Source organism: Sorangium sp. So ce1335 (genome assembly GCF_051521615.1).
GTDB lineage: Bacteria > Myxococcota_A > Polyangia > Polyangiales > Polyangiaceae > Sorangium.
The window spans coordinates 11,566,004-11,588,395 of the sequence record NZ_CP150363.1 but is presented as its reverse complement, the minus strand read 5'-3'; the positions used below and the strand labels follow the sequence as shown (position 1 = coordinate 11,588,395).

At 72.9% G+C, this 22,392-nt stretch carries 3 protein-coding genes; all 3 read left to right on the top strand.

Annotated features, from left to right (window positions below; translation table 11 throughout):
* Window positions 1-8 precede the first annotated feature (8 nt).
* The 3 genes from WMF24_RS43285 to WMF24_RS43275 all read left to right on the top strand — a co-directional run bounded on the left by WMF24_RS43285 (window position 9) and on the right by WMF24_RS43275 (window position 22,387).
* The gene (locus WMF24_RS43285; RefSeq protein WP_437733329.1) at window positions 9-242 is read left to right on the top strand and encodes an MbtH family protein; all 234 of its coding nucleotides are present in this window, start codon (window positions 9-11) and stop codon (window positions 240-242) included.
* Window positions 243-347: 105 nt separating this feature from the next.
* Window positions 348-11,957, top strand: coding sequence for an amino acid adenylation domain-containing protein (locus WMF24_RS43280; protein WP_437733328.1), 11,610 nt, complete (start codon window positions 348-350; stop codon window positions 11,955-11,957).
* Window positions 11,954-22,387 carry an amino acid adenylation domain-containing protein gene (locus tag WMF24_RS43275; protein ID WP_437733327.1) on the top strand — a complete coding sequence of 3,478 codons (10,434 nt, stop codon included), beginning with the start codon at window positions 11,954-11,956 and terminating at the stop codon, window positions 22,385-22,387. Before WMF24_RS43280 ends, WMF24_RS43275 begins: the two co-directional genes overlap by 4 nt.
* Window positions 22,388-22,392 lie beyond the last annotated feature (5 nt).

The window sequence follows — 22,392 nt, the reverse complement described above, 5'->3', positions numbered from 1 at the left end:
GGAACAGCATGAGCTTCGATGATGATGCCACCGTCTTCAACGTCGTCGTGAACCACGAGGAGCAGTACTCGATCTGGCCCGAATACAAGGAGATCCCGAACGGGTGGAGGGCGGTCGGCAAGAGCGGCAGCAAGAAAGAATGCCTCGCTTACATCGATGAGGTGTGGACCGACATGCGTCCGCTCAGCCTGCGCAGGCACATGGAAGCGATCGAGCGCGAGGCGTCCCGCTCGACGCGCTGATCTCCCGGCTCGGAGAGGCGCGCGCGCGTTCCATGGGCCCGTCGGTGGCGACGCCTGGCCGGGCCCATCCTTTCTTCGGCGCTGAAGACCGCCAACAGGACGACGATGAGCAATCTGGACAATCTGGTCAGCCTGGAGCCGGAGCTTCGGGCGCTCGAAGCACACATTGAAAGCGACCTCGACGTGCTCGGAGAAGGCAACGTCGCGGCGTTCAGGCTCGCTCCCGGACAGGTGGTCGTCGCCGTCGAGGTCGGTGACGCGCTCCGCGCCGTGCTGCAGCCGGACGCGCTCGCAGGAGCCGTGATCGAGGTGGCGGCGCGGCTCGGAGAGAGCGCGCGGCGGGTGGTGTTGCTCGCGGCGCGGGGGCTCCCGCGCACTTCCGCGGGCGCGCTCGATCGTGATGCCGTCCGCGCGCTCTGGCAGGCGGAGCGGCTGCACGGCTACGCCACGTACGACGCCGGCGGGCGTCAGGTGGCCGCCGCTGGGCCAGGCGTCGGTACCGAGCTCGACGAGCTCGAGCGGGCGCTCGCGCAGATCTGGTGCGAGGTGCTGGGCAGGACGTCGATCGACGCGTCGGCGAGCTTCTTCGCGCTCGGCGGGAGCTCGATCGACGTGGCTCGAGTGGCGGCGCGCGTGCAGGAGCGGCTCGGGCGCGCGCTGGATCTGAGCGCGTTCTTCGCGTCGCCGACCCTCGCCGGCGCCGCGCGCGCGCTGGCTCTCTCCACGGCGCCTTCGGGCGCGAAGCTCGCGCCGATCGCGGCCGTGTCGCGCGCCGGACGCTTGCCGCTCTCCGCCGCGCAGCAGCGGATGCGCTTCGCGTGGCAGCTCGACCCGGAGGGCGCGGCGTACAACATCTGCGGAGCGCTGGAGCTGCGCGGGGCGCTGGATCTCGGGGCGCTCCGGCGCGCGTTCGAGGCGCTCGAGGCGCGGCACGAGAGCTTGCGCACGCGCTTCCCGGAGGACGCGGCGGGGGCCTGGCAGCAGATCGATCCGGCGCGCGGCGTAGAAGAGCTCCTGGTCGATGATCTCGAGGGGCTGCCCGCCGAGCAGCGCGCCCAGGCCGCGCGCGCCAGGCTCGAGGCCGAGGCGCGCGCGCCGTTCGATCTGGAGCGCGGCCCGCTGTGGCGGGTGCGCGTGGTGCGGCTCGAGCCGGAGCTGCACGTGCTGTGCGTGTGCCTGCACCACGCCATCGCGGACGGCGCCTCGATGGACGTGCTCGTCGCGGAGCTGTGCGCGCTGTACGCCGCCGAGCGCGCGGCGCGCGCGCCCGAGCTCGCGGCGCGCGCTCCCGAGCTCGCGGCGCTGCCCGTCCAGTACGCGGACTACGCGCACTGGCAAGCCGAGCGCCTCGCGGCCGGGGAGGAGGCGCGACAGCTCGACTACTGGACGCGCGAGCTCGCGGACGACCCCGGGCCGCTCGCGCTGCCGAGCGATCGACCGCGGTCGCTCCGGCCCAGCCAGCGCGGGGGACGCGTGGAGCTCGAGCTCGGAGCGGCGCTCTGCGAGCGGGTGCGGGCCGCGGCGCGCGAGCGCGACGCCACCGTCTTCATGGTGTTGCTCGCGGCGTTCCAGGTGCTGCTCAGCCGCTACGCGCGGCGCACGGACGTGCGCGTCGGCGCGCCGGCGGCGAACCGGGTGTGCCGGGAGGCCGAGGCCGTGATCGGCCTTTGCGTGAACACGCTGGTCTTGCGCGGACAGGTCCGGGACGCCGACTGCTTCGCGGGGCTGCTCGCCCGGTGCCGGCGCACGGTGCTGGCCGCGCAGGCGCACCAGGAGCTGCCGTTCGACAGGCTGGTCGAGGTCCTGGACGGCGCGCGGGGCGCCGGCCAGACGCCGCTGTTCGACGTGATGTTCAATCATCAGCGCCGGCAGCTCGGCGCGCTCTCGATCTTGCCAGGACTCTCGGCCCGTGTCGTCCAGGCCGACTCGCCTGCGACCCGCTTCGAGCTGTCGCTGAACACCGAGGAGGACGAGCTGGGGCGCATCTCGGCGGCGCTGACCTACGCGGCGGATCTGTTCGACCGCGGGCGCATGGAGCGTTTCGGTCGCCATTTCGTCCAGCTGCTCGAGGCGCTGCTCGACGCGCCAACGACGCCGCTCGGGCAGCTCGCGTGGTTGTCGGCCGAGGAGCGGCGCGAGCTCGACGGGCTCGGGGTCGCTGCGCGCTTCACGCCGCGGCCCGGCTGCGTGGAGGACTGGATACGGCGCCAGGCGGAGGCCCGACCGGGCGCTGAAGCCGTGGTGTTCGGCGAGCAGCGCCTCGCCTACGGAGAGCTCGATCGCCGCGCGGACGCGCTCGCCCGGCGCCTCGCGTCGGTCGGCGCGGGGCCCGAGAGCATCGTCGGCGTGTTCCTCGAGCGCTGCCTGGAGCTGCCGGTGGCGCTGCTCGCGATCCTGAAGACGGGCGCGGCGTACTTGCCCCTCGATCCCGAGCACCCCGCGCCGCGGCTCGCGTTCCATCTGGAGGACGCAGCCGTGCGCCTGGTCGTGACGGACGGCGCGCTCGTCGGGCGCTTGCCGGGGCGTGACGGACTCGTCGTCGTGCGGCTCGACGAGGACGAGGCGGCGCCCGGGCGCGGCTCGCCGGAGAACGCGCGCGCCGCGGCGCCCCTCCTGCCGCCGAGCCACCCCGACAACCTCGCTTATGTGCTCTACACCTCCGGCAGCACCGGGCAGCCCAAGGCCGTGGCGAACACGCGGGGCGCGCTGGCCGAGCGCCTGGCCTGGATGCAGCACGAGTATGGCGTGTCGCCGGGCGAGACCCTGCTCCACAAGACGCCCCTCACGTTCGATGTGTCGGTCTGGGAAGTGTTCTTGCCGCTGCTCGCGGGGGCGCGCGTGGTCATCGCCGCGCCGGGCGATCACAAAGATCCGCGCGAGCTTGCGCGCCTGGTGCAGCGCCACGAGGTCAGCACCCTTCATTTCGTGCCATCGCTGCTCCGCGAGTTCCTCGCCGAGGAGACGGCGGCCGGCTGCGTCAGCCTGAAGCGCGTCTTCTCGGGCGGCGAGGCGCTGGGGCCCGAGCTGTCGCGCGCGCTGCTCGAGCGGCTGCCAGGGGTCCGACTCGACAACCGCTACGGGCCGACCGAGGCGCTGATCAACGCCAGTCGCTGGACGTGCCGACCCGATGACGAGGGCCTCGTCCCTATCGGAACGGCCATTCCGAACAGCGTGCTTCGCATCCTGGATCCCAGCCTGAGCGCGCTGCCCCGGGGCCTGCCAGGTGAGCTCTGCATCGCCGGCAGCGGCCTGGCCCGCGGCTACCTCGGCCGCGCCGCGCTGACGGCGGAGCGCTTCGTGCCGGATCCCTTCGGACCGCCGGGATCGCGCCTGTATCGCACGGGCGACCAGGCTCGCTTTCGCCCCGACGGCGCGATCGAGTTTCTCGGGCGTCAGGACGAGCAGGTGAAGATCCGCGGCGTTCGCGTCGAGCTCGGCGAGCTCGAAGGGGCGCTCGCCGCGATCCCGGGCGTCAGCGCGGCGGCTGCGCGCACGTGGCCGGGGCCATCGGGCGGCGCGCTGCTCGTGGGGTATGTCGCCGCGGCGCCGTCGCTGGAGACGTCGAGCTTGCAGGCCATGCTCGAGGCGCGCCTGCCAGGGCACTTGATCCCTTCGCAGATCGTGCGGCTAGAGGCCTTGCCCCGGCTGACGAGCGGCAAGCTGGACCGCAAGGCCTTGCCCGAGCCGGTCTGGGGCGCGAGCGGTCACGTGGCGCCGGAGGGGGAGGTCGCGCTGCGCGTGGCGGCGATCTGGCAGCAGGTGTTGAACGTACCTCGCGTCGGCCTGCGCGATGATTTCTTCGCGCTCGGCGGGCACTCGCTCCTGGCGACGCGCGTCGTCTCGCGCGTGCGGCGCGAGCTGGACGTCGAGCTTCCGCTGCGCGATCTGTTCGAGGCGCGCGATCTCGGCGCGTTCGTGGCCAGGGTCGAGGCGGCGCTCGCGGCCGGGCGGCGCGCGCGCCAGCCCGCGCCCGAGCCTGTCGACCGCACGCGGCCGCTGCCGCTGTCGCACGCGCAAGAGCGCATGTGGTTCCTCTGGAGCCTCGATCCGGAGAGCGCCGCGTACAACGTCGGCGGCGCGGTGCGCCTGCGTGGTCCGCTGAACGTCGGCGCCCTCGCCGCGGGCCTCGCGGCCCTCCAGGCGCGCCACGAGGCGCTGCGCACGACGTTTCCGCGCCGCGACGGCGTGCCGGTGCAGCGCATCGCCGAGCAAGGGATGGTGTCCATCGCGCACGAGGATCTGAGCGCGCTGCCGGCGTCCGAGCGTGAGGCCGAGCTCCGGCGGAGGGCGCAGCTCGACGCGGCGCGCCCCTTCGATCTGGAACGAGGGCCTCTGTTCCGCGTCACGCTGTTCCAGCTCTCGCAGAGCGATCATGCGCTGGTGGTGACGTTGCACCACATCATCGCCGAGGGCTGGGCCATGGACGTGTTCGCGCGCGAGTACGTCGCGCTGTATGAAGCGTTCTGCGCGGGGCAGCCCGACCCGCTGCCGCCGCTGCCGCTGCAATACGCCGAGTACGCCGTGTGGCAGCGTCGCTGGCTCGCGTCCGGCGAGGCGGAGCGGCAAATCGACCACTGGCGACGCACGCTGGGCGACGAGCATCCGGTGCTGGACCTGCCGGCGGATCGACCGCGTCCCGCGAGCCCGAGCTACCGGGGGGACTACCACCGCATCCGGCTGGGGCGGGCGCTCGGCGAGGCGGTCGAGCGCTGCGCGGTCCAGCGCGGCGTCACGGTGCCGATGCTGCTCAACGCCGCGATGCTCGCGCTCTTGCACCGCTACACGGGCGAGCGCCGGCTGCGCATCGGTTACCCGGTAGCCAACCGCGCACGGCCGGAGTTCGAAGGCCTGATCGGCGCGTTCCTGAACACGCAGGTGCTGGCCTGCGAGGTCGACGCGCGCCTGTCGCTCTCCGGGCTGGTCGAGCGCGTGAAAGTCGCGTCCATCGACGCTCAGTCCCATCAGGACGTGCCGTTTCATCAGATCGTCGACGCGCTGGCCCCCGAGCGCAGCGCCTCGCACACGCCGCTGTTCCAGGTGATGTGCAACGTGCAGAGCTGGGAATTTCAGCGCCAGCGCAGCGCGGCCGGGCTCTCGATCGAGTTCGTCGAGAACGACGCGCGCGCCGCCCAGTTCGACCTGGCGCTCGACGCCTCCCAGGTCGATGGCGACATCCATTGTGCGTTCAGCTACAGCTCGGATCGCTTCGAACCGGAGACGGTCGCGCGCCTCGCCCGACACTGGACGCGGATGCTCGAGGCGATCGTCTCCGGCGTGGACGCGAGCATCGGCGCAGTGCCATTGATGAGCGCTGACGAGCTCGCCCAGAGCATGCGTTGGGCGCGTGGCGCGGAGGCGCGCCTCGACGTCGCTGGCGCGCACGAGCTGTTCGAGGTCCAGGCCTCGCGCACGCCCGACGCGGTCGCCGTGATCTCGGAGCGCGGCGCCTGGACGTACGCAGAGCTCGAGGCGCGCGCGAACCAGCTCGCCCACGTCTTGCGCGCGCGCGGCGTCGGCCCCGGCGACATCGTCGGCGTCTCGGGCGAGCGCGCGCTCGAGTCGATCGTGGGGTTGCTCGGCGTGCTGAAGGCCGGCGCAGCGTACCTGCCGCTCGATCCCTGCTACCCCGCGGAGCGGCTGCGGCACATGATCGCGGACAGCGGCGCGCGGCTGATCCTCGCGCACGGCGCGAGCCGCAGCGCGGCGCTGGACACGGCCGGCGTCGTGACGTTGGCGTTCGACGCCGAGGCCGACGCGCTGCGCGCTGCGCCGAGCTCGCGCGTGGCCGTCGCCGCACACCCCGAGCAGCTCGCCTATTGCATCTACACGTCGGGCTCGACGGGCGTGCCCAAGGGGGTCGGGTGCACCCATCGGGGGCTCGTCAACCGCACGCGCTGGCTGCAAGCGGAGCTCGCGCTCGACGCGGACGACCGGGTGCTGGCGAGGACGTCGCTCAGCTTCGACGTGTCCGTGGGGGAGCTCTTGCTGCCGCTCGCGGCCGGGGCAGCGCTGGTCCTCGCGGCGCCGGCGGCCGAGCGCGATCCCGCCGCGCTGGGGCAGCTGATCCGCCGCCACGCGGTCACGGCCGTCGATTTCGTACCGGCCTTGCTGGCGGCGTTCGTGCAGGCCGGCGAGCTCGCCGCCTGTCCGTCCTTGCGCGCGGTGACCGTGGGGGGTGAGGTCTTGCCGCGCGAGCTCGCGCGCGCGTGCGCCGCCGCGCACCCGGCGCGGCTGTACAACATGTACGGCCCGACCGAGGCGGCCATCGACGTAGCGTACTGGCGTTGCCTGCCGGAGGCCGAGGGCAGCGGCGTGCCGATCGGCAGCCCCATGGCGAACGTGGAGCTGTTCGTGCTGGACCCGCAGCTCTGCCCCGTGCCGCCGCTCGTCACGGGTGAGCTCTTCATCGGCGGCGCCGCCCTGGCGCGCGGTTACCTGGGGCGACCCGCGGACACCGCGCAGCGGTTCGTGCCGCACCCCTGGGCGGCCGGCGAGCGATTGTATCGCACCGGCGATCTCGTGCGGCGAACCGCGGGCGGCGCGCTGGAGTTCGTGGGCCGCAGCGACGCGCAGGTCAAGGTGCGCGGCCACCGCATCGAGCTCGGCGAGATCGAGGCGCGGCTGCTCGACCTGCCCGCGGTGCGCGAGGCCGTGGTGTCGCTCGTGCCTGGCCCGAGCGGCGCGCGCCTCGTGGCCCACGTGGGCGTCGGCGGCGATGCAGCCCCGGCGTCCAGCGACGTGGGCCGGGCGCTGCGGTCCCAGCTCGGCGAGCGGCTGCCGGACTACATGGTCCCCGCCGCCATCGTCGTGCTCGAACGGCTGCCGCGCCTGTCGAACGGAAAGCTCGATCGCAAGCGCCTGCCAGCGCCCGACGCGCCCGACGCCGGTCGTCACGTCGCGCCGGAGACGGAGCTCGAGCAGCGGCTGGTCGCCATCTGGCGCGATGTGCTCGGCGTCGAGCGCGTGGGGGTGGAGGACAACTTCTTCGAGCTCGGCGGCGACTCGATCCTCTCGCTGTCCGTGGTGCACCGCGCTCGCGAGCACGGCTTGCCGCTCTCACCCAGGCACCTGTTCCAGCATCAGACGGTGCGCGCCCTGGCTGCGGCGCTGCCGCCGGCCGAGGCGGCGCGCGAGCCCGAGCCGCCCGTCGCGGGCCCCGCGCCGCTGACGCCGGTGCAGCGCCGCTTCTTCAGCGAGCCGATGCCGGAGCGCCACCACTACAACCAGGCGCTGCTGCTGCGCCCGAAGGGGCCGCTCGACGCCGGCCTGCTGCAGCGCGCCCTGGCGGAGATCTGCCGGCACCACGACGCGCTCCGCCTGCGCTACAGCGAAGATGCGGCCGGCTGGCGCCAGGTCCATGCCGAGCCGGGCGAGGTGCGCGGCGAGGACCTGGTCTGGGAGCTCACGGCGCGGGATGCGGAGGAGCTCGAGCGCGTGTGCGCGGACGTCCAGCGGCGCTTCGAGCTCGACCGCGGGCCGCTGCTGCGCGCGGCGCTCATCGACCTTGCCGGCGAGGCGCGGCTGCTCCTGGCGGCCCACCACCTCGTCGTCGACGGCGTCTCCTGGCGTGTGTTGCTCGAGGACCTGGGGGTCGCGCTCGCGAGGCTCGCGTCCGGCGAGGCGCCGTCTCTGGGCGTCAAGACCAGCAGCTTCAAGCGCTGGGGCGAGACGCTCGAGGCGCTCGCTCGAGAGCCGGAGCCGGCCGAGCTCGCGTACTGGCTCGCGCTCGCGGAGCAGCCCGCGCCGGCGGAGCTGCCGCGCGATCGCGCGGCCGGCGAGGCGCTCGTGAGACACCGCCGGACCGCGAGCTTTCGCCTCGACGCGGCGCGCACCGGGCAGCTGCTGCGCGCCGCGCCCGAAGCCTACCGGACGCAGGTCAACGACCTCTTGCTCGCGGCCCTCGGGCGCGCGCTGCGCCGCTTCACCGGCGAGCGCTCGGCGTGGATCGAGCTCGAGAGCCACGGACGACAGGACTGCTTCGACGGGGTCGACGCGAGCCGGACCGTCGGCTGGTTCACGAGCATGTTCCCGGTGCGCCTGGCGCCCGCGCTGGGCGACGACGACGCGAGCCTGAAGGAAGCGATCCTGTCCACCAAGCACACGCTGCGCAGCGTGCCGCGCGGTGGGCTGGGGTTCGGCGTGTACGCGGAGCTCGGCGCCGATGAGCTCCGCGAGCGGCTCGCGCGCATGCCGCGCGCGCGCGTCACCTTCAACTACCTCGGCCAGCTCGATCCGAGCTTCGGCCGTGGCGCCGCCTTCGAGCTCGCGCCCGAGAGCCCCGGCCCCATCCAGAGCGGCTCGGCGCCGCTCGGCAACTGGTTGAACGTGCACGGCCAGGTCTCAGGGGACGAGCTCGAGATCGGCGTGAGCTACAGCAGCGAGATGTATGACGCGGAGACGGTCGCGCGCCTGACCGCGTCCTACCAGCGCGAGCTGGATCTGTTGATCCGACACGCGATGAGCCCCGACGCGGGCTGCCTGACCCCGTCCGATTTCCCGCTCGCCGCGCTCGACGCCGCGGAGCTCGAGGCGCTGCCGCTCAGGCCCCGGGACGTCGCAGACGTCTACCCGCTCACGCCGATGCAACAGGGGCTCTTGTTCCACGCGGCATACAGCCCTGGAGAGGACCTGTACGTGTGCCAGCTCGCGGCTCACGTCCACGGCATCGATCCCGAGCGCTTCGCGCAGGCCTGGCAGCAGGTGATCGCGCGCCACGAGATCCTGCGCACCAGCTTCCACGCGCGCCGCGACGGCGGCTTCTTCCAGGTGGTCTCGCGGAGCGTCCGCGCCGAGCTGCGCGAGCTCGATCTGCGCGACGGCGACGCGAGCGACGCGGCGCTCGAGCGGCTTGCGCGCGAGGAGCGCGCCGCCGGCTTCGATCTCGAGCGACCGCCCCTGATGCGCCTGCTGCTGGCGCGGCTCGGTGAGCAGAGCTTTCGCTTCATCTGGACCCATCACCACGTGCTGATGGACGGCTGGAGCACCGCGCGCGTGCTGGAGGAGGTGGTCCGGATCTACACGGGCGAGTCGCTCGCCGCGAAGCCCGGGAGCTACCGCGAGTACGTCGAGTGGCTGGCGCGGCGCGATCTGGGGGCGGACGAGCGTTTCTGGAGGGGTCGGCTCGCGGCGTTCGCCGAGCCCACGTCGCTCGCTGGCAGCTCGCCGCGCGGGGGCGAGGCGCGTGGGCGCGGCGAGCACGTGGTGCACATGTCGGCAGAGGACACTGCCATGCTCGTGCGGTTCACGCGGCGCGAGCGCATCACGCTGAACACGCTGGTGCAGGGCGCATGGCTCTTGCTGCTGCAGCGAACCACCGGGCAAGACAGGCCGGTGTTCGGGGCCACGGTCGCCGGGCGCCCGGCTGGCCTGCGAGGAGCCGAGTCCCGCGTCGGCCTGTTCATCAACACCGTCCCGGTGATCGGCCGGCTCGATCCGGCGGCGCGCGTGGCCGACTTCCTGCGCGCGCTCGCGGCCGACGGCGTCGAGGCGCGCGAGCACGAGCACACGCCGCTGCACGAGATCCAGCGCTGGGCGGGCCAAGGTGGCCAGTCGCTGTTCGACACGATCGTGGTGTTCGAGAACTACCCGCTCGACGAGGCGCTCGGCGCCGGCAGGAAGGGCGATGTCGTCTTCGACCGCGTCGCGTCCGTCGATCTGACCAGCTACGCGCTCAGCGTGATGGTCAACGCGGGGAGCACGCTCCGCTTCAAGCTCGATTACGCGCGCGCGCTGTTCGACGCGCAGCGGGCGTCGGAGCTCGGCGCCGCGCTCGAGCGCATCGTGCTCGAGCTGGCGCGCGCGCCGGAGCAGCGGCTCGGCGCGCTGCCGTGGAGCACGGCCGCCGAGCGCTCGCGGCTGTCGCGCTGGAACGCGACGGCGCGCGAGCACGCCGTGCCCAGCACCGTTCACGCCTGGTTCGAGCAGCAGCGCCAGCGCACGCCGGACGCCGTGGCCGTTGTGTGCGGCGACGCGACGCTCTCGTACGCGGCCCTCGACGCGCGCGCCAACCGCCTGGCCCACCACCTGCGCGAGCTCGGGGTGGGCCCCGACGTGCTGGTCGGCCTGTGCCTCGATCGCTCGCTCGATCTGCCAGTGGCCCTGCTCGGTATCCTGAAAGCGGGCGGCGCCTACGTGCCGCTCGATCCCGAGTACCCGCTGGAGCGGCTGGCGTTCATGATGCAGGACAGCGGGCTCGCGCTCCTGGTGAGCGAGCGCCGCCTGCTCGAGGGGCGGCCGCCGACGCCGCTGCCCGTGCTCTGCATGGACGAGCACCTTGCGCGCGCCGAGCAGCACCCGGCGACGGCGCCCCGCGTGGCCTTGCGGCCCGAGCACCTGGCGTACTGCATCTACACGTCGGGCTCGACGGGTCAGCCCAAGGGCGTCGAGGTCTCTCACAGAAGCCTCGTCAACTTCCTGGCCAGCATGCGCGAGCAGCCCGGGGTGACGGCCGCGGACCGCGTGCTCGGCCTCACCTCGCTCTCGTTCGACATCTCGGCGCTCGAGATCTACCTGCCGTGGTGCGCCGGCGGCGCCGTGGTGCTCGCCCCGCGGGAGACCGCGCGCGACCCGGCGGCGCTGGCGAGCGCCATCGATCGACACGGCGTCACGATGATCCAGGCCACGCCGTCCACCTGGCGCATGCTCGACGAGAGCGGCGCGCTCGATCGGCTCAGCGGCCGGCGCGCGCTGTCCGGCGGTGAGGCGTTGCCGGGCGACCTGGCACGACGCCTGAGCGCCTGGAGCCCGGAGCTGTGGAACGTCTACGGCCCGACGGAGACCACGGTCTGGTCGAGCCTGCAGCGCATCGATCCCGCGTCGCCCGAGCCGCTCATCGGCCGCCCGCTCGCGAACACCTCGCTTCATGTGCTCGGGGCGACGCTCGATACGGTGCCAGGCGATGCGGCCGGCGAGCTCTACATCGGTGGTCAGGGCCTGGCCCGCGGCTACCACGGCCGCCCGTCGCTCACCGCCGAGCGCTTCGTGCCCGACCCGCTGTCGTCCGAGCCCGGCGCGCGCATGTACCGGACTGGCGATCTCGTGCGGCGCCACGCCGACGGCGCGCTCGAGCACCTGGGCCGCCTCGACCATCAGGTGAAGATCCGTGGTCACCGCATCGAGCTCGGCGAGATCGAGGCGCGCTTGCTGGAGGAGGAAGCGGTGCGCCAGGCCGTCGTCGTGGCGCAGCCCGGCGCGAGCGGACCCGAGCTCGTGGGCTACGTGGTGGCGAGCGCTGCAGGCGGCACACCTCATGATCCGCAGGCGCTCGCCGCGCGCTTGAGCCGGGCGCTGCGCGCCACGCTGCCAGCGCACATGGTGCCCGCGGAGCTGATGGTGCTCGACGCGCTGCCGCTGACGCAGAACGGCAAGATCGACCGGCGCGCGTTGCCCCGCCCCGGGCGCGCCGGCGGCGCCGAGTACGTCGCGCCGCGGACCGAGCTCGGCTCGAAGCTGGCCGAGATCTGGCGCGAGGTGCTGGACGTCGAGCGCGTCGGGCTGAGCGACAACTTCTTCGCGCTCGGCGGCCATTCCCTGCTCGCGACGCGCGTGATCTCCCGCATCCGCGCGGAGCTCTCGGCGGACGTGCCGCTGCGCCACCTCTTCGAGACCCAATCGCTCGAGCAATTCGAGCGTGTCGTGCAAGGAAGCTCGCGAGCGCTCGCCGCCGACGACTTGCTCTTCGTCGCAGAGCTGCTCGCGCAGGAGGAAACGCAGTGACCACCCAAGCAGATATGATGTTGGCCCTGTCGCGGCGCCTCTCGCGCGCGAGCGTGGAGGAGCGCCAGCGCCTCCTCGGACAGCTCAGGGCTCGCGGCATCGCCTTCGAGCTGTTGCCGATCCCCGCGCGCGCGGAGGGGACCCAGCGCCTGCCTGCTTCCTACGCCCAGAGCCGACTCTGGTTCCTGTGGCAGCTCGATCCGCTCAGCCCCGCATACAACATGTCGAGCGCGCTCGTGCTCGAGGGCCCGCTCGACGAGCGCGCGCTCGCGCGCACGTTCGACGCCCTGATCCAGCGCCACGAGGCGCTGCGCACGCTGTTCGTGCCCGGCGACGACGGGCAGCCGATGCAGTTCATCCACGCCCATCAGCCGCTCTCGCTGTCGGTCGAGGAGCTCTCGCACCTGCGCGGCCGCGAGCGGCAGGAGCGCGCCGCCGATCTGGTGCGCAAGACCGTCGAGCAACCGTTCGATCTGGCGCGCGGCCCGCTGCTTCGCGTGCGGCTGATCCGGCTCGAGGCCGAGCGGCACGTGCTCGCCGTGGCGATGCACCACGTCATCTCCGACGGCTGGTCGATGAACGTCATCATCGAGGACTTCGCCCGTCTTTATGCGCAGATCAGCGGCGGCGCGCCGCCGGACCTGCCCGCGCTGCCGGTGCAATACGCGGACTACGCCCTCTGGCAGCGGAGCTTCCTGGAGGCGGGCGAGGGCGAGCGTCAGCTCGCGTACTGGAAGCGCACGCTCGGCGAGACGCAGCCGTTGCTCGATCTGCCGAGCGATCGCGCGCGTCCGCTCGCGTCCAGCTACCGAGGCGGAGAGCACGAGGTGGCGCTCGACCCGGACCTTGTGCGTCAGCTGCAAGCGCTGGCGCAGCGCTGCCAGGCGACGCTGGCGACCGTGCTGCTGGCGAGCTACGAGGTGCTCTTGCATCGCCTCAGCGGGGCAAGCGATGTGCGGGTCGGCATCACGGTGGCGAACAGAAACCGCGCCGAGATCGAGGGCCTTGTCGGCTTCTTCGTCAACGCGCTGGTCATCCGCGGCGATCTGAGCGGGAATCCCTCGTTCGAGAGCTTCGTCGAGCAGCTGCGGCGCGCCACGCTGGAGGCGCAAGAGCACCAGGATCTTCCGTTCGAGCGCCTGGTCGAGGCGCTGGCGCCGCAGCGCAGCCTGAATCATCACCCGCTCTTCCAGGTCTCGTTCAACTATCAGTGGAGCCGGCGCGACGAGCTCGGCGAGGTCGGAGGCTTGCGCGTACGCCCGTTCGAGCGCGAGCTGTCGAGCACCCAGTTCGACCTCACGTTGAACGCCACCGAGAGCGCGCGCGGCCTGCGCGCGAGCTTCACGTACGCCAGGGACCTGTTCGAGCCGGAGACCATCGCGCGCTTCGCGAGCCACTGGGTCTGCCTGCTCTCGGCGATCGTGGCGGACCCGCGCGAGCGCGTCGATCGGCTGGCGATGTACGCGCCGGACGAGCCAGCGCGCTGGCACGCTGCGCTGAACCAGGGCTTCGCGCCGCACGCCGCCGGCGGGACGGTGCAAGAGCGCGTCGCCGCGCGCGCGCTGGAGCGGCCCGACGCCGTGGCCGTGCGCTCCGGGGACGCGACGCTGAGCTACGCGGAGCTCGTCGGCGCGGCGCGGCGCCTGGCGCGCGAGCTGCGCGCGGCCGGCGTCGGCCCCGACGTCGTCGTCGGCCTGTGCGCCGAGCGCTCGTTCGAGATGGTCGTTGGCTTGCTCGGCATCCTCGAGGCAGGCGGGGCGTACTTGCCGCTCGACCCGAGCTACCCGGACGCTCGCTTGCGCCACATGATCGAGGACGGCGCGGTCGGCCTCGTGTTGACCCAGGGCGCGCTCCGATCGCGGCTGGCCGGGTTCGGCGTCGCCTGCCGAGAGCTCCCGAGCCCGCTCGGAGCGTCGTGCGCGTCCGCCATGGCGGGCTTCGACGCCGCTCCCCTGCACCCGCAGAACCTGGCGTACTGCATCTACACGTCGGGCTCCACCGGCAAGCCGAAGGGCGCGCTGCTCACCCACGCTGCGCTGCTCGCGCACATGGACTGGATGATCGAGGAGTTCGGGTTCGACTCCAGCGCTCGCGTGCTGCAGAAGACGCCCGTCAGCTTCGACGCCTCGGTGTGGGAGTTCTGGCTGCCGCTCATGACCGGCGGCGAGCTGGTGCTCGGCGACCCGGGCGTGCTGCACGACCCCGCCGCGCTGCTCGCGCAGATCGAGCGCGACAGCGTGACGGTGCTGCAGGTGGTGCCCCAGCTGCTCCAGCTCTTGCTGGCCGAGTCGAACGCGCCGGACAGCCTGGGGCGGCTCGATCACCTGTTCTGCGGCGGCGAGGCCGTGCCGCTCGATCTGCTGCGTCAGGTCACGCGCGTGCGCCCGGCGGGTCTGTGCAACCTGTATGGGCCGACGGAGACGGCCATCGACGCCGTGTTCTGGCGGAGCCACGGTGAGCTGCCCGCGCGCGTCGTGCCGATCGGAACGCCGATCCGTCACGCCCGCGCCTCGTTGCTGGACGGCGCGCTCGGCTGGGTGCCGCCCGGCGTCACCGGCGAGCTCTACATCGGCGGCGCGACGCTGGCGCGCGGCTACGCCGGGCAGCCGGGCCTGACCGCCGAGCGCTTCTTGCCCGACCCGCTGTCGGCGGAGCCCGGCGCGCGCATGTACCGCACCGGCGATCGGGTGCGGCGCCGGGCCGACGGCGGCCTGGAGTTCGTCGGGCGCAGGGACCATCAGGTCAAGGTGCGCGGCCACCGCATCGAGCTCGGCGAGATCGAGGCGCGCCTCCTCGAGCACGAGGCCGTGGACAGCGCGATCGTGCTCGCTCAGCGCGGCAGCGAGTCGGACACGCGCCTCCTGGCGTACGTCGTCCCGGACGACGCGGCGCTGCGGGCGCTCGGGGCCGCCGAGGAGAGCCGCCTGACGAGCGAGGCCACCGAGGAGTGGCAAGCCGTCTTCGACGGCGCCTACGCCGTCGACACAACGACCACGGGCCCCACGTTCACGGGCTGGAACAGCAGCTACACCGGCGCCCCGATCGCGCAGGGCGAGATGCAACACTGGCTCGAGCACACCCTGTCGCGCCTGCGCGCGCTCGGCGCCGAGCGCGTGCTGGAGATCGGCTGCGGCATCGGGCTCTTGCTCGAGCACCTGGCGCCCGAGAGCCGGGAATACGTGGGCAGCGATTTCTCCGCCAAGGCGCTCCGCGACTTGCGCAGCTGGCTCGGCACGCGCTCGGGCTTCGATCACGTGGAGCTGCTCCAGCGCGAGGCCCTCGATTTCGGTGGCCTCGGCGCCCGTCGCTTCGACGCGGTCGTGCTCAACTCCGTCGTCCAGTACTTCGTGGACGTCGACTACTTGATCGGCGTGCTCGACGGCGCGCGCGCCGTGCTCGATCCGGGAGGGGCGCTGTTCGTCGGTGACGTGCGCTCCAGGCCGCTCCTCGGGTTCTTCCACGCCAGCGTCGAGCTGGCCAAGGCGGCAGACGGCTGCCACCTCGGCGAGCTCAGGCGGCGCGTCGAGCGAGCCATGGCGCACGACAAGGAGCTCGTGCTCGATCCCGGCCTGTTCGATGCCTGGGCGCGCGCGAACGGCGGGCGCGCCGAGGTGCTGCTCAAGCGCGGCCACGACGACAACGAGCTCTGCCGCTATCGCTACGACGTGGTGCTGCGCTTCGGGTCCGCGAGCACGGGCTGGGACGGCGCGCCCGCGTCGGGCGTGAACACCATCGCCGAGCTCGAGGCCCGGCTCGCGAGCCGCCCCGAGCGCGTGCTGCTAAGGGGGCTCCCGAATCGCCGGCTATCGCTCGATCGCGCCCTGTGGCGCGCGCTCGAGAGTGGCGATCCGCGCTCGAGCGTGACCGAGCTGCGCTCGACGCTGGCCACCGCGGCGCGCGACGGCGAGGAGCCGGAGGACTACTGGGCGCTCGGCGAGGCGCACGGCTATCGCGTCCAGGTGCGCTGGTCGCCGGACGGCGCGGAGGGCGCGTTCGACGTGCTGTTCGAGGACCCGCGCGCAGGAGCTGCCGTGGCGCATGGCGGTCCGGCGCGCGCTGAGGCGCCCGCTCGGCCCTGGGCGAGCTACGCCAACGATCCGCTGCTGGCGAAGCTGAAGCAGGGTCTGGGCCCTCGGCTCCGGCAGCACCTCGAGCGGCGCGTGCCCGACTACATGCTTCCCGCGCAGTTCACCGTGCTCAGTCAGCTCCCGCTGACGCCGAACGGCAAGGTCGACCGCGAGGCGCTCGCGGCCATGGACGCGCCCGAGTCGAGCGCGCCTTACGCCGCGCCGCGCACGCGACGCGAGGCCGAGCTGGCCGAGATCTGGCGTGACCTGCTCGGGGTGACGCGCGTGGGCGTGCGCGACAACTTCTTCGAGATCGGCGGCGACTCGATCATCGCAATCCAGGTGGTCAGCCGCGCCCGGCGGGCCGGCATCACGCTGCGCCCGAGCGACATCTTCCAGCACCAGACGCTGGAGGCCCTGGCGCTGCAGGCGGAGGCGGCCGAGGGCCAGGCCGCTCCGGGGGCCGCCGATGCGGCGGCGCCGGCGCTGCCGCCCGTCACGCTCAGCGACGCCGAGCTCGAGAGCCTCGGCGCGCGCCGCGAGCAGATCGCCGACGCGTACCCGCTGTCGCCCGTGCAGCAGGGCATGCTGTTCCACTCCCTCTACAGCCCCGATTCCGGCGTGTACGTGAACCAGGTTCGGGTGACCATCGACGGGCTCGACGTCGCTCGCTTCCGCGCCGCCTGGCAAGCGGTCTACGATCGCCACGACATCCTGCGCACCGGCTTCTTGCCCGAGCGCGCCCTGCAGGTGGTGTTCGCCAGGGTCGAGATCGCGTGTCGCGAGATCGACGTGCGCGGGCGCGAGCTCGGCCCGGACGCGCTCCGCGCGTTCGCCCGAGAGGAGCTCGCGGCGCCGTTCGATCTGCGCCGCCCGCCGCTGCAGAAGGTGCTCCTGCTCAGGCTGGGCGAGCGCCGTTACCACCTGATCTGGACGCACCATCACGTGCTGATCGACGGCTGGAGCTCGTCGCGGCAGATCGACGAGGTGCTGCGGCTCTACACCGGCCAGGCGCTGCCCCCGGTGCAGGCGCGCTACAAGGACTACATCGCCTGGCTCGCTCGCAAGGACTGGCGCGCCAGCGAGGCGTTCTGGAAGAAGCAGCTCGAGGGGCTGGGACAGCCGACGCTGCTCTGCCCCGATGGGCTTGGCGAGCCGCAACGCGAGAATGGCCATGGCGTGCTCGGCGGCGGGCTCGATCGCGAGCAGACGGCGCGGCTCGTGAAGTTCGCCAAGGAGCAGCGCGTGACGCTGAACACCGTCGTCCAGGCGGCGTGGGTGTTGCTGCTCCAGCGCTATACCCGCCAGCGCACGGTCGCCTTCGGCGCGGCGGTCTCGGGCCGGCCGGCGGCGCTGCCCGGCGTGGAGACGTTGCTCGGTCCGTTCATCCACACCCTGCCCGTGATCGCGGGGCCCGCGCCGAGCCAGACGCTGGGCGCGTTCTTGCGCCAGCTCCAGGAGAACAACTCCGAGTCGCGCGAGCACGATCACACGCCGCTGCACGAGATCCAGCGCTGGGGCGCAGGCAACGGCCAGGCCTTCTTCGATACGCTGCTGGCGTTCCAGAACTACCCGGTCGACCGCGCGCTGCGCGAGGCAGCTCGGGGCGAGGTGACGCTTTCCGACGTCGAGGGCGTGGGCCTGACGAACTACGCGCTGACGCTCCAGGTCACATTGGAAGGCCGCCTCGAGTACGCGCTCGGCTACTGGCGTCCCCATTTCGACCTGGCTCGAGTGGAGGCGCTCAGCCGGCGCTTCGAGCACCTGCTGCTGTCGCTGCCGGCGGCCGGCGAACGCCCGATAGGCGACTTGACGCTCGCGTCCGCCGCCGAGCTCGGCGAACAGGCTCTCTGGAACCAGACGCAGAGCGCGTTCCCGGAAGAGCTTTGCATCCATGAGCTCGTCGAGGCCACGAGCGCTCGGGCCCCGGACGCGAGCGCGGTGATCTTCGGAGACGAACGGCTCAGCTACGGCGAGCTAGAGGCGCGCGCCAACGCGCTCGCCCGCCGCTTGCGGCGGGCCGGCGTCGGCCCCGATCGCCTGGTCGGCGTGTGCATGGAGCGCTCCGTCGAGCTCGTCGTCGCGTTGCTCGCGGTGCTGAAGGCGGGCGGCGCCTACGTGCCCCTCGATCCGGACTACCCGAACGAGCGCCTGCATTTCATGGTGACCGACGGCGGGGTCGAGCTGTTGCTCACCCAGGGCCGCCTCGAGCAGCGGCTCGCGGGGCTCCCGGCGGAGCGCTGGTGCCTCGACGCGCCGGGTGCATCCGGGGTGTCGCCCGAGGACGCGCACGACCTGCCGAACCTCACGCACCCCGATCACCTCGCCTACTGCATCTACACCTCGGGCTCCACCGGGCAGCCCAAGGGCTGCGGCAACACGCACCGCGGGCTCCACAACCGCCTGCGCTGGATGCAGGACGCCTACCGCCTGACGCCTGCCGATCGCGTGCTGCAGAAGACGCCGTTCAGCTTCGACGTCTCCGTCTGGGAGTTCTTCTGGCCGCTGATCACCGGCGCCACGATCGTGATGGCGCCGCCCGGCGCGCAGCGCGACCCGGCGGAGCTCGCGCGCGTGATCGACGCCGCCCAGGTGACGACGCTGCACTTCGTGCCCTCCATGCTGCAGGCCTTCGTGGCCGCCGGAAAGCTCAGGGGGCGCACATCCATCCGCCGCATCCTGTGCAGCGGCGAGGCGCTGCCGCTCCCGCTCGCGCGGCAGGTGCTCGAGCAGCACCCGGCGGAGCTCTTCAACCTCTACGGTCCGACGGAGGCGGCGATCGACGTCAGCCACTGGCCGTGCCGCGGCGGCGTCGACGACGGCGTACCGATCGGGCGCCCCATCGCCAACATCACGTTGCACGTGCTCGACGCCGCGCTCCAGCCGTTGCCGGCGGGGGTCACCGGTGAGCTCTACATCGGCGGGGTGGGGCTCGCCCGCGGTTACCACCGCCGCCCGGGCTTGACCGCCGAGCGCTTCGTGCCGGACCCGCTCTCGAGCGAGCCCGGCGCGCGGCTGTACCGCACCGGCGACCTCTGCCGCTTCCGCGCGGACGGCGCCATCGAGTACCAGGGCCGCGTCGATCATCAGGTCAAGGTCCGCGGCCACCGCATCGAGCTCGGCGAGATCGAGCAGCGGCTCGGTGAGCTCGAGCTCGTGCGCCAGGCGGTGGCGCTTGTGCGCGACGACCCGTCCGGTCAGCGCGAGCTCGTCGCCTTCGTGGTGCCGGAGCTCGAGCGGTTCGAGCCGTCTCGAGCGAGCGACGGCGACCGCGCCCGCACCGCCGAGTGGGGCTCCGTCTTCGACAGCGCCTACGCGGAGGCCCCCGAGAGCCGCGCGCCGAGCTTCGTCGGCTGGAACGACAGTTACACCGGCGCGCCGATCCCCGAGGCCCACATGCAGCGCTGGCTTGCGGCGGCCGTCGCGCGGATGCTCGAGTCGGCGCCGCGGCGCGTGCTCGAGATCGGCTGCGGGGTGGGCCTCGTCGCGCAGCACGTGGCGCCGCGCGCCGACGTGTACGTCGGCACGGACGTCTCGAGGCGGGCGATAGAGAACCTCCGTGCCTGGGCCTCCGGGCAACAGGGCCTCGCGCACATCGAGCTGTTGCACCGGGACGCGAGCGACTGGTCCGGCCTCGATACCCGCCTCTTCGATCTCGTGGTGCTCAACTCCGTGGTGCAGTACTTCCCGAACGCCGAGTACCTGGCGCGGGCCCTCGAGGGCGCGCTCTCCGTGGTGCAGCCCGGCGGCCGCGTGTTCGTCGGCGACGTGCGCTCGCTCGACCTGGCGCGGGCGTTCCACGCCTCCGTACAGCTCGCGCGCGCGCCCGACGAGCTGCCGCTCGGCGAGCTCGGGCGTCGCATCGAGCGCGCGCTCGCCCAGGAGACGGAGCTCCTGGTCGCCCCCGACCTGTTCCGCGCGCTGGGCCGCTCGGCCGGCGTGCACGTCAGCCTCGAGTTGCAGCGCACCCCGCACGACAATGAGCTCAGCCGCTACCGCTACGACGCGATCTTGACGCGCGCCCGCCGTGGGGCGCCGCAGATCCCGCCGCGCGAGTGGCGCGCCGATCGCCCGCTCGCCGAGCTCGACGGCCTGCTCCGGAGCGAACGCCCGCGATCGCTCTCGGTCTCGCGCGTGGAGAACCGCCGCCTGTCCCGCGATCGGGCGCTGTTGCGCTGGCTCACCGAGCTCGGCGACGGCGCGACGGTGGCCGACCTGCGCGCGCGGTTCGAGGCGATCGAGCCGCGCGGCCTCGACCCCGAGAGCTTCTGGGCGCTGGGCGACGCGCACGGCTACGACGTGCGCGTGCGCTGGACCCCGGGAGACGCGGACGGGCGCTTCGATGTCGAGCTAGAGGAGCGCGAGCACCCCGCCCGCTTCGAGCCGAGCGCGGCGCCGATCGAGCTCTCTGCGCCCGACGGCGGCTGGCGCGGGCTCACCAACGATCCGGAGCTGGCGCGCACGCGGCAGCACCTGACGACCTCGCTGCGCGAGCAGCTCGAGCAGCGGCTGCCGAGCTACATGGTCCCGTCGCGCCTCGTGCTCGTCGACGCCGTGCCGATCACCGCGAACGGCAAGCTCGACCGCAAGGCGTTGCTCGCGGCGAGCGAGCGCGAGTCGACCCGGGCCTACGTGCGCCCCCGCAACGAGACCGAGCAGAGGCTCGCCCATATCTGGCAAGAGGTGCTCGGCGTCGACCAGCTCGGCGCGCGCGACGATTTCTTCGAGCTCGGTGGCCACTCGCTCCTGGCGACGCGCGTCGCGAGCCGCGTCGCCCACGAGTTCGGCGTCGAGCTGCCGCTGCGCGTGCTGTTCGAGCGTCGCCAGCTCGGCGATCTCGCGGCGGCGATCGATCGCGCCGCGCAGCGGGCCAGAGAGCACGGCGGCGTCCGGCGCCCGCCGCTCGTGCCGCAGCCGCGCAGCGGTCCCCTGCCCCTCTCGGCGGCGCAGCGCCGCCTGTGGTTCCTGTGGCAGCTCGAGCCGAACGGCTCCGCGTACAACATGCCCTGCGCCGTGCGCCTGAGAGGCCCGCTCGACGCCGCCGCGCTGTCCGGAGCGCTCGACGCGCTCGTGGTCCGCCACGAGTCGCTGCGCACCCGCTTCGTGCTCAGCGCCGACGGCGAGCCGCGGCAGGTGATCGACCCACCGCGCTCACTCCCGCTCGCGCACGCGCGCCTGGAGGGGTCTGCCGTGGAGCGCGAGGCCGCGCTGCGACGCGACCTGGACGCCGCGAGCCGCCGCCCCTTCGACCTGGAGAGAGGGCCGCTCGTGCGCGCCCACCTGTGGCGGCTCGGCGCCGACGAGCACGTGTTGCTCGTGACCATGCATCACGCCATCAGCGACGGCTGGTCCCTCGACGTGGTGATGGACGAGTTCACGCATCTCTACGCGAGCCTCGCGCGCGGCGCGCAGCCCTCGCTCTCGCCCCTGCCGATCCAGTACGCCGACTACGCCGTGTGGCAGAAGGCCTGGCTCGACGGTGGCGAAGAGGCGCGTCAGCTCGAGTACTGGAGGCAAGGGCTGCGCGGGGAGTGCCCGATCCTCGAGCTGCCGACCGATCGCGCGCGGCCCGCCCAGCCCAGCTTCCGCGGCCACAACCACCGCTTCGACCTGAGCCCCGAGCTCGTGGCCCGCCTGCGCGCCCTCGGCGCGCAGAGCCAGGTCACGCTGTTCCCCCTGCTGCTCGGCGCTTTCGCCGTCGTCGCCAGCCAGCGCTCGGGCCTCGAGCGCTTTCGCATCGGCACCGACTCCGCCGGCCGCGTCCAGCTCGAGATCGAAGGTGTCGTCGGCTTCTTCGTCAACCAGCTCGTCCTCGAGCTCAGGGTCGACAGAGGCGCCGCCGCGCAGGAGTGGCTGGCGAAGCTCCACGCCAGCGTGGTCGAGGCCCTCGAGCACCAGGACGTCCCCTTCGACGAGGTCGTCAAGGTCCTCGCCCCCACGCGCCGCCTTGGCCAGTCGCCGTTCTTCGGCATCAAGGTCATCTACCAGGAGCGCGCGCGACGCCTCGCCGGCCGCGGCAGCCTCAGCGACCTGAGCGTCGAGCCCGTCGAGCTCAGCGCCCAGGGCGCCGAGCTCGACCTCGTCCTCGGCTTCATCGTCGACGGGAACGACGTCCACGTCGACATGAACTACGCGACGGACCTCTTCGATCTCGAGACGCTCCAGGTGCTCGAACACTCCCTGCGCGCCGTGCTCGAGAACCTCGCGGAACAACCCACCACGCCTGTCGCCCGCTTGCTCGACCTGTCCCGCCAGAGCGAGCAGCACGCCCGCGCGGAGCGCGCTCTCCAGAGCAAGAACGCCGCCAGGGAAGCCGCCGAGAAGATCCACGCCACGCTTCCTATCCGCCGCCGGACCAGGTGAGGCGG